The sequence below is a fragment of the Actinomadura rubrisoli genome, assembly GCF_004349215.1.
GTDB lineage: Bacteria > Actinomycetota > Actinomycetes > Streptosporangiales > Streptosporangiaceae > Spirillospora > Spirillospora rubrisoli.
The window spans coordinates 1-7,348 of sequence record NZ_SMKU01000415.1 but is presented as its reverse complement, the minus strand read 5'-3'; the positions used below and the strand labels follow the sequence as shown (position 1 = coordinate 7,348).

The 7,348-nt window shown below is 71.1% G+C and carries 7 protein-coding genes and 1 pseudogene; all 8 read left to right on the top strand.

Annotation, left to right across the window (positions count from 1 at the left end; genetic code table 11):
- A partial coding sequence (locus E1298_RS41505; protein WP_207945156.1) for a DUF4097 family beta strand repeat-containing protein occupies positions 1-889 on the top strand: 889 nt, incomplete at its 5' end.
- 535 nt (positions 890-1,424) lie between these two features.
- Positions 1,425-2,477: a methionine ABC transporter ATP-binding protein gene (locus tag E1298_RS41500; RefSeq protein ID WP_131902871.1), complete on the top strand. Its 1,053-nt coding sequence runs from the start codon at positions 1,425-1,427 to the stop codon at positions 2,475-2,477.
- Positions 2,474-3,130, top strand: a complete 657-nt coding sequence (locus tag E1298_RS41495) for a methionine ABC transporter permease (protein WP_131902870.1) — start codon at positions 2,474-2,476, stop codon at positions 3,128-3,130. Before E1298_RS41500 ends, E1298_RS41495 begins: the two co-directional genes overlap by 4 nt.
- Before the next feature lie 59 nt (positions 3,131-3,189).
- Positions 3,190-4,005, top strand: a complete 816-nt coding sequence (locus E1298_RS41490) for a MetQ/NlpA family ABC transporter substrate-binding protein (protein WP_131902869.1) — start codon at positions 3,190-3,192, stop codon at positions 4,003-4,005.
- Positions 4,006-4,324: 319 nt separating this feature from the next.
- Positions 4,325-5,827: an ATP-binding protein gene (locus tag E1298_RS41485; protein WP_131902868.1), complete on the top strand. Its 1,503-nt coding sequence runs from the start codon at positions 4,325-4,327 to the stop codon at positions 5,825-5,827.
- Between the two features lie 64 nt (positions 5,828-5,891).
- Positions 5,892-6,824 (top strand): STM4015 family protein, encoded by a 933-nt coding sequence (locus E1298_RS41480; protein WP_131902867.1) that lies wholly within the window; start codon positions 5,892-5,894, stop codon positions 6,822-6,824.
- Positions 6,821-6,949 carry a hypothetical protein gene (locus E1298_RS51415; protein WP_279499605.1) on the top strand — a complete coding sequence of 43 codons (129 nt, stop codon included), beginning with the start codon at positions 6,821-6,823 and terminating at the stop codon, positions 6,947-6,949. The genes E1298_RS41480 and E1298_RS51415 overlap by 4 nt, the downstream gene beginning before the upstream one ends.
- Positions 6,946-7,348 (top strand): annotated as a pseudogene (locus tag E1298_RS41475) (STM4014 family protein); the annotation flags it as partial. The gene E1298_RS51415 and the pseudogene E1298_RS41475, both read left to right, overlap by 4 nt.

Genomic DNA, 7,348 nt, shown 5'->3' with positions numbered 1-7,348 from the left:
CCCCGACACTCACCCGGCACCCGCCCACCAGGACCAGCCGCCGGCCCACCCAGCGGGCCGTTCTGCGGACCGGACGACGGGCGCGGAGGAGGGAGGGGCGCGGGCTCGGCCTCGGCGGCGCGGGGTGTGGATCTTTCTGGCGATCGCGACCGCCGTCGTGATGGTGGTGCCCGTCTGCCTCCAGTTGTGGGGACGGGCGATCCAGCAGACCGCGACGGCCTCGGTCTCCTTCCCGCATGCGATCACGAAGGTCCAGCTCGACATGGGCGATGCCCGGGTGTCGGTCGGGCCGGGGCCCGAGGGGCAGGCGCGGGTCTACCAGAAGCTGAAGTGGGCGCTCAGCAAGCCGACCGTGGACAAGAGGCTGGTGGGCGACGTGCTGTACGTCACGTTCCGGTGTTCCGACCCGGCGAACCTCTACAACGGCCTGGAGTGCGGCGGTGACATCGACGTGCAGGTGCCGCCGGGCGTGCGCCTGACCGCCGTGTCCGGTTCGGGGGAGATCAGCGTCCGGGGACTGTCCGGCGATCTCGACCTGCGGACGGGTGCCGGGGAGATCCGGATCGCCGACACGCGAGGCAACCTGCGGGCGCGGGCCGGATCGGGCACGGTCGACGCGACCGGGCTGGCCGCGCCCACGACCCGGGCCCAGGTGTCGTCCGGCGTGCTCGACCTCCGCTACGTCCGCCCGCCGGATTTCGTGGAGGCGACGGCCAACTCGGGGACGGTCAAGCTGATCGTCCCGCAGGGCTCCCACTACCGCATCAGCGACGAGACCGGCAACGGCCAGACGCACGTGAACCGGGCGCTGAACGACAACGGCTCGAAGCAGGAGATCTCCGTGCGGAGCGGATCCGGCTCCGTCTACGTGGACACGCGCGACGACTGATTCGTACCTCAAGGCGGGCCGACGCCCCTCATGGTGCGATTTGCGTCATCTGTCGACAGCCGGTTAACTGTTGACATGACCGCCGCACGCTCATGCCTCGCGCACCGCTCGCTGACCCAGCGGGCAGGGCGCATGTGCTGCCGGCGAATGTGTGACCGCTGAGGGCCCCCGCCTGAGCCTCGCGCCCCGAAGCGAGCGAACTCCGAGACCCGAGTCGCGCATGGACTTCCAACGCCACCTGCTGAGCAACGCCCCGTATCCGCCGGGACGAGCCTGACCTGCCGCGTTGACGCGTCTGACCATGTCGTGCCCTGCCCATGTCGTGTTGTTGAGAAAAGCATGCCCCTCCCGCCCGGGGGCGGACCTGCTACCACCATGGTCAACCCCCCGCCCCGTGCGGGTTGGTAGAACCGGATTCTGGGGATAACCGGCCGCACGAGGTCGGCTGGCCCAGGCCGCACCGGTCCTGTCCCGTCCCGACCACCACCGCCCCGCCGCGATCCGTGGCGGCGCCCGCACGCACGGATGATTCTCTGTGATTCAGATCGAAAAACTCCGAAAGATCTACCGCGCCCGCGGGCGCGAGGTGACCGCCGTCGACGGCGTCGACCTGACCGTCCCCGAGGGTGAGATCTTCGGCGTGCTCGGACGCAGCGGCGCCGGCAAGAGCACCCTCCTGCGCTGCGTCAACCTGCTGGAGCGCCCCGACGCGGGACGCGTGGTGATCGACGGACGCGACCTGCTCGCACTGGACGGCGCCGCGCTGCGCCGGGCCCGCCAGGGCATCGGCATGATCCACCAGCACTTCGGCCTGCTGGGCAGCCGCACGGTCGCCGGCAACGTCGCGTTCCCGCTGGAGGTCATGGGCGTGCCGCGGGCCGAGCGGTCCGCGCGCGTGGCCGAGCTGCTGGACCTGGTGGGGCTCACCGAGCACGCCAGGGCCTACCCCGCGCAGATCTCCGGCGGGCAGAAGCAGCGCGTCGGCATCGCCCGCGCCCTCGCCGGACGGCCGAAAGTCCTGCTGTCGGACGAGGCGACGTCCGCCCTCGACCCCGAGACCACCGCCTCGATCCTGGAGCTGCTGCGCGACCTCAACCGGCGGCTCGGCCTCACCGTCCTGCTGATCACCCACGAGATGGACGTGGTCAAGCGGATCTGCGACTCGGCCGCCGTGATGCGCGAGGGCCGGTTCACCGAGTCCGGCCCGGTGACCGAGCTGCTCGCCCGTCCCGGCTCCGAGCTGGCGCGGGGCCTGTTCCCGCTGCCGCCCGTCGTGCCGCGGGACGGCTCGACCGTCATCGAGGTCACCTTCGTGGGCGGCGCCACGGACCAGCCGTTCGTGTCTGCGCTGGCCCGCAAGTACTCGCTCGACGTCAACATCCTCGGCGGCGCCGTCGAGACGATCGGCGGCCAGCGCGTCGGACGGCTCCAGCTGGAACTGCCCGGCGATCCCTTGGCCAACGCCGCCCAGCTGGCGTTCCTGCGCGACTCCGGCCTGGCCGTCGAGATCAAGACCCCCGCGCCCGCGCCGACCCCCGCGTCCGAGCCGACCGCCGCATCCGCGAGCGCTGAGGAGGACGTGCGATGACCTGGGACGAGGTCACCCCGCTGCTGTGGCCCGCCACACGCGAGACGCTCTACATGACCGGCGTCGCGACGCTGTTCACCGCTGTGCTCGGCCTGCTGTTCGGCGTGCTGCTGGTCATCACCGAGCGCGGCGGTCTGCTTCCCGCGCCGCCGGTCAACAAGGTCCTTGGCGTCGTCGTCAACATCGGACGGTCGCTGCCGTTCCTGATCCTGATGGTCGCGATCATCCCGTTCACCCGGGTGGTCGTGGGCACCAGCATCGGCAACGCGGCCGCGATCGTCCCGCTCACGGTCGGCGCCATCCCGTTCTACGCGCGGCTCGTCGAGATCGCGCTGCGCGAGGTCGACCCCGGCGTGATCGCCGCGGCGCAGGCCATGGGCGCCACCCGCCGCGAGATCGTCGGCAAGGTGATGCTGCGCGAGGCGCGGCCGGGCCTTGTGTCCGGGCTGACCGTCACCGTCATCGCGCTGGTCGGCTACACCGCCATGGCCGGGACGGTCGGCGGCGGCGGCCTCGGCAACCTCGCCATCATCTACGGCTACGAGCGCTTCGAGACCAAGGTCATGGTCGCCACGGTCGTCCTTCTCGTGGTCCTCGTTCTGATCATCCAGGCGGTGGGGGACCTCGTCGCCCGCCGCCTGACCCACAAGTGACCGCAACCGCAAGCCGGATCAAAGACCGGTTTGAGACCGGATAGAGAAAGGCACTCCTCGTGCTCCGCAAACTCACCATCGCGCTGGCCTCCGTCGGACTCCTCGCGGGCCTGACCGCGTGCGGCTCGTCCGAGGCGTCCAATGACGCGGACGCGCCGCTGAAGGTCGCGGTCAATCCCGTCCCTCACGGAGACATCCTGAAGTACGTCAAGGACAGTTTGGCCTCCAAGGCGGGGCTCAAGCTGGACATCGTCACCTTCGACGACTACCAGCAGCCCAACACCGTGCTGAAGGAGAAGCAGGTCACGGCCAACTACTTCCAGCACGTGCCGTTCATGCAGGAGTTCGAGAAGAAGTCCGGGACCAAGCTGACGTTCGTCGCGCCCGTCCATCTGGAGCCGCTCGGCGTCTACTCCAAGAAGGTCAAGACCCTGCAGTCCGTCCCGCAGGGCGCGAGCGTCGCGGTGCCGAACGACCCGGCGAACCAGGGCCGCTCGCTGAAGCTGCTCGCCGACAACGGCCTGCTCACGCTGAAGCCCGGCGCGCCGACGAGCGCGACGGAGAAGGACATCGCGACCAACCCCAAGGGTCTGAAGTTCAAGCCGCTGAAGGCCGCGCAGCTGCCCCGCTCGCTGGAGGACGTGGACCTGTCGGTGATCAACGGCAACTACGCCATCGAGGCGGGCCTGGCGCCGAACAAGGACGCCCTCGCCGCCGAGAAGGCCGAGGGTAATCCGTACGCCAACGGCGTCGTGACCCTTCCCGGGAACGCGGACGACCCCCGCGTGCGGAAGCTCGTCCAGCTGCTCCGCGGCCCCGAGGTGAAGAAGTTCGTCCAGGACAAGTACAAGGGCTCCGTGCTCATCGCGTCCTGACCCGGCGCACCTGGCGACGAGCCCCGGGCGGCCGGACACACCGGCCGCCCGGGGCTCGCGCGCGCGCCGAGCAAGGCGCTTCCGCCGGACGCGTGCGCGCGTAAAGCGGTCGCGGACGCGTGCCGGTGGTGCTTAGGCTGACATCCGGGCGGCCGGACGAAACGGGGGGAAACCTGTGACCGATGCCGCGACCGGCCCCGGATCCAGTCAAGACCCGAGCCAAGGACCGAGCCCCGGCCCAGGCTCCGGACCGGGCCCGGGCCCCGGACTCAGCGCGGGACCAGGGCCCGGACAGTGCCCCGCGCCGAGCGCCGACCCCATGGACGGGAGCCTCGACCTCGACTCCGCGCGCGCCCTCGCCGCCGGGCTCCAGCGCCTGCTGCGCGCCGCGGGCAACCGGATCACCCTGGACAACGCCGAGTCGCCGCTCATCGCGCGGATCGCCGGGCACGTCGGCGTCCCGTTCCACGACCTGGTGATGGTCGGCCAGGAGTACAAGATCTGGGAGAACGCCGGCCTGCAGCGCGGGATCGACGCCTATCTGGCCGCGCGCACCCCCGGCGCCGAGTGGTTCGGCGTCGCCGGGGCCGAACGGCACCACGACAACCTCAGCACCCTGCTCGCCGAGGCGCTGATGCAGGGGACGTACTCGCTCGGCCGTCCCGAGTACGGCACCGCAGCCGTCGGCCCGCAGGAGACGATGGAGGTCGTCCAGCTCGGCCTCGTCGCCACGGCGGCCCCGGACGGGTCACCGGTCGTGGTCGGTGTGCTCACGCGCGAGTCGTACGAGGCGCTGTGCGTCCTGAACGTCTTCGCGCGCGACCGGGCGACCGCCGCCGCCGTCCGCGACGAACTGGACCGGCTCCGGCTGGAGCACGAGGTGATGCGCGGCCAAGTGCTGACCTTCAGTGGCAGTGAGTACCAGCAGAACGCACTGGTCGCCTTCCTGCCCCGGCCTCACCTCGCCGCGTCCGACGTCGTGCTGCCGGACGGGAGGCTGGAGGCGATCGAGGCGCATGTGGTCGGGATCGCCGAGCACGCCGAGCAACTCCTCGCCGCGGGGCAGCACCTCAAGCGCGGGCTGCTGCTGCACGGCCCGCCTGGCACCGGCAAGACGCACACAGTCCGCTACCTCATGGGACGGCTTCTCGGGTACACCATCATCCAGCTCACCGGTCCCGCCATGAAGTTCCTCGACGACGCCGTGGCGCTGGCACGGAGCCTCCAGCCCGCCGTCGTCATCGTGGAGGACGTGGACCTGGTCGCCGAAGACCGCGACCTGGTCGAAAGCTCCGCGGGACCGCTGCTGTTCACGCTGCTGGACGCCATGGACGGTGTCGCGGGCGACGCCGACGTCGTGTTCGTCCTCACCACCAACCGGGTCGAGTCGCTGGAGCGCGCCCTTTCCGAACGGCCCGGCCGCATCGACCTGGCCGTGGAGATCCCTCGTCCCGACGCCGAGGGGCGGATCGACCTGCTGCGGCTGTACGCGCGCGAACTCCGCCTCGCCGCCGATCTGGACGCGGTCGCCGCACGGACCGAGGGCGTGACGGCTTCGTTCATCAAGGAGCTGGTCCGGCGCGCCGTCCTGGTCGCGCTCCGTGCCGGGGACTCGCCGGACCCGCTGGACGCGCTCACGGACGCGCACTTCGGGACGGCGCTGACGGAGATGTTCGACCCGGCGCAGTCGCTGACCCGCGGCCTGCTCGGCGCCGCCCCGAAACCCGGCGAGGACGACGACCGGGAGGACGCAGTGCCCGGCGCCGGCGTGTACGTCGCGGACGCGTTCCCGAATGGTGAGTTCGAGGGCGAGGACGGCTGAAGCGCCGCGCTCTGTCCGCCCCTGCTGATAGGACATGGATCCGACGAATACATGAAGGGGACCCATGGGCGTTTATCAGCATCATGAAGGGTACGCCGGGCTGCCGGTGTTCTCGTTCAACTACGAGACCGACGCGGAAGAGGAGGAGTTCCCGCCCGCCGCGGAGGCCGCCTGGTACGTCGGCAAGTGGTTCGACGAGGAGCCCTTCGCGGACATCTTCGCGCGCTTCCTGCAAGCGATCGACACGACGCAGATCACGGCGCTCATCATCGGCTACTGGGGCGCGTCCTACGACGACAACGTCGCCGACCCGGTTGCCCTGCTGACCGGTGCCGCCGCGTCCTTCCCGAACCTGAAGGCGCTGTTCCTCGGCGACATCACCGGCGAGGAGTCGGAGATCTCCTGGATCGAGCACGGCGACATCACGCCGCTGTTCGAGGCGTTCCCCGGGCTGGAGCGGTTCGAGATCCGCGGCGCGCAGGGCCTCGTCCTCGCCCCGATCGAGAGCGAGGCGCTGAAGGTGCTGCGGTTCGAGTCCGGCGGGCTGCCGGCGCGGATCGTCCAGGCCGTGGGCGCGAGCGAACTGCCGAACCTGGAGCACCTCGACCTGTGGCTCGGCGAGGACAACTACGGCGGCGACGCGACGATCGCCGACCTCGGCCCGATCCTCGGCGGCGTCCGGCTGCCCGCGCTCCGCCACCTCGGCCTGGAGGACAGCCAGATCCAGGACGACGTCGCGGCGGTGGTCGCGGGCGCGCCGATCGTGGCGCGGCTGGAGTCGCTGAGCCTGGCGATGGGCATCCTGACCGACCAGGGCGCGGAGGCGCTGCTTTCCGGGCAGCCGCTCACGCACCTGCGCAAGCTCGATCTGCACCACCACTTCCTGTCCGACGCCATGGTCGAACGGGTGCGGGCCGCGCTTCCCGGTGTCGAGGTGAACCTGGACGGTCAGGAGAAGCCGACTGACGACTGGCGCTACATCGCGGTGTCCGAATGAGCGTTGACGACCGTCCCTCCACGTCCGCCTCCCCGCCCGTGCTCATCCTCGCTGACGAGCCGGAGCGGACGGCGGCGGACGACGAGTGGCCTTCCAGCGCCCTGTCCACCGCGGTTCGGGAATGACGTTCGTCGTGATCGGCACGCCGGGCGATCGGCGGCCCGCGCTGCTCGCCGCGGCGTGCCGTTCGTCCGGGCTGCCCGAGCCGCGCCTCGTCCCCTGGACCGACGTGCTGCGCGGAGCGGAAATCCCCCTCCGCCCCGGTGACCTGCTCCGTATCGACTCCCCGGGAGAAGACCCAGAGGCAGATGCGCTCTTGCGCGGGCCGGGCCACCCGGCGCGCGTGGGCGGCGGCGCCACCTGGTACCGGACGTTCACGGCGGCGTTGAAGCGGATCGACGCGTCGGCGTCCCGCGCGGGCGCCCGGCTCCTTGGCGACGTCGAAGAGATCGCGGTGATGTTCGACAAGCGCCGGACGCACGCGCGGCTGCTGGCCGCCGGAGTCCCCGTCCCGCCCGCGCCCG

Excerpts from the sequence above, each read along its gene's own strand:
- E1298_RS41495 (WP_131902870.1), top strand. The coding sequence starts at position 2,474 with ATGACCTGGGACGAGGTCACCCCGCTGCTGTGGCCCGCCACACGCGAG.
- E1298_RS41485 (WP_131902868.1), top strand. The coding sequence starts at position 4,325 with ATGGACGGGAGCCTCGACCTCGACTCCGCGCGCGCCCTCGCCGCCGGG.
- E1298_RS41480 (WP_131902867.1), top strand. The coding sequence starts at position 5,892 with ATGGGCGTTTATCAGCATCATGAAGGGTACGCCGGGCTGCCGGTGTTC.
- E1298_RS51415 (WP_279499605.1), top strand. The coding sequence starts at position 6,821 with ATGAGCGTTGACGACCGTCCCTCCACGTCCGCCTCCCCGCCCGTGCTC.